The organism is Lysinibacillus sp. 10T31 (assembly GCF_056394365.1).
In genome coordinates this window covers 1-405 of the sequence record NZ_JBFTHS010000233.1, presented here as the reverse complement: position 1 = coordinate 405, position 405 = coordinate 1, and the positions used below count along the sequence as shown (strand labels likewise).

The 405-nt window shown below is 58.3% G+C and carries 1 protein-coding gene; it reads right to left on the bottom strand.

The window, feature by feature from the left end:
* Nucleotides 1-405 (bottom strand): toxin TcdB middle/C-terminal domain-containing protein (locus AC1DCY_RS27800; protein ID WP_477356036.1); only part of this gene is annotated, 405 nt, incomplete at both ends.

Sequence of the window (405 nt, the reverse complement as noted above, 5' to 3'; positions counted from 1 at the left end):
GCTTTGCCCGGCGTCAGGGGTTGACCACTGAGCGGGTCCATGTAGCGCTGCAACGACAAACCGGTCAGCACCGACTGTTTCGCCCAGTCGCCATCGTCCTTGCTCTTATCAAGGAAGCTTTCATGGTTGATCTCCTCGGCGCTCAGCTCTGATTTTTCCAGCACCAGGGCATTGCTGCGCTGCTGATAAGGCAGGCCCAGGCGCCAGGCCTCAGGGTTCGGCTGGTCATTACCCATATGGTGGATGGGCAATGCCTTGACCTGTGTCAGGTACCAGCATTGCTGAGCAGGGTCATGGGCGTCCGTCCAGTAGCGTATTTCATGTTCATCGGTGAAGGGCGGTGAGTCGCCGGGAGTTTTGCGACGAGCGTAATGCACGGTGAAGCCGTGAACGAGACTACCGTAC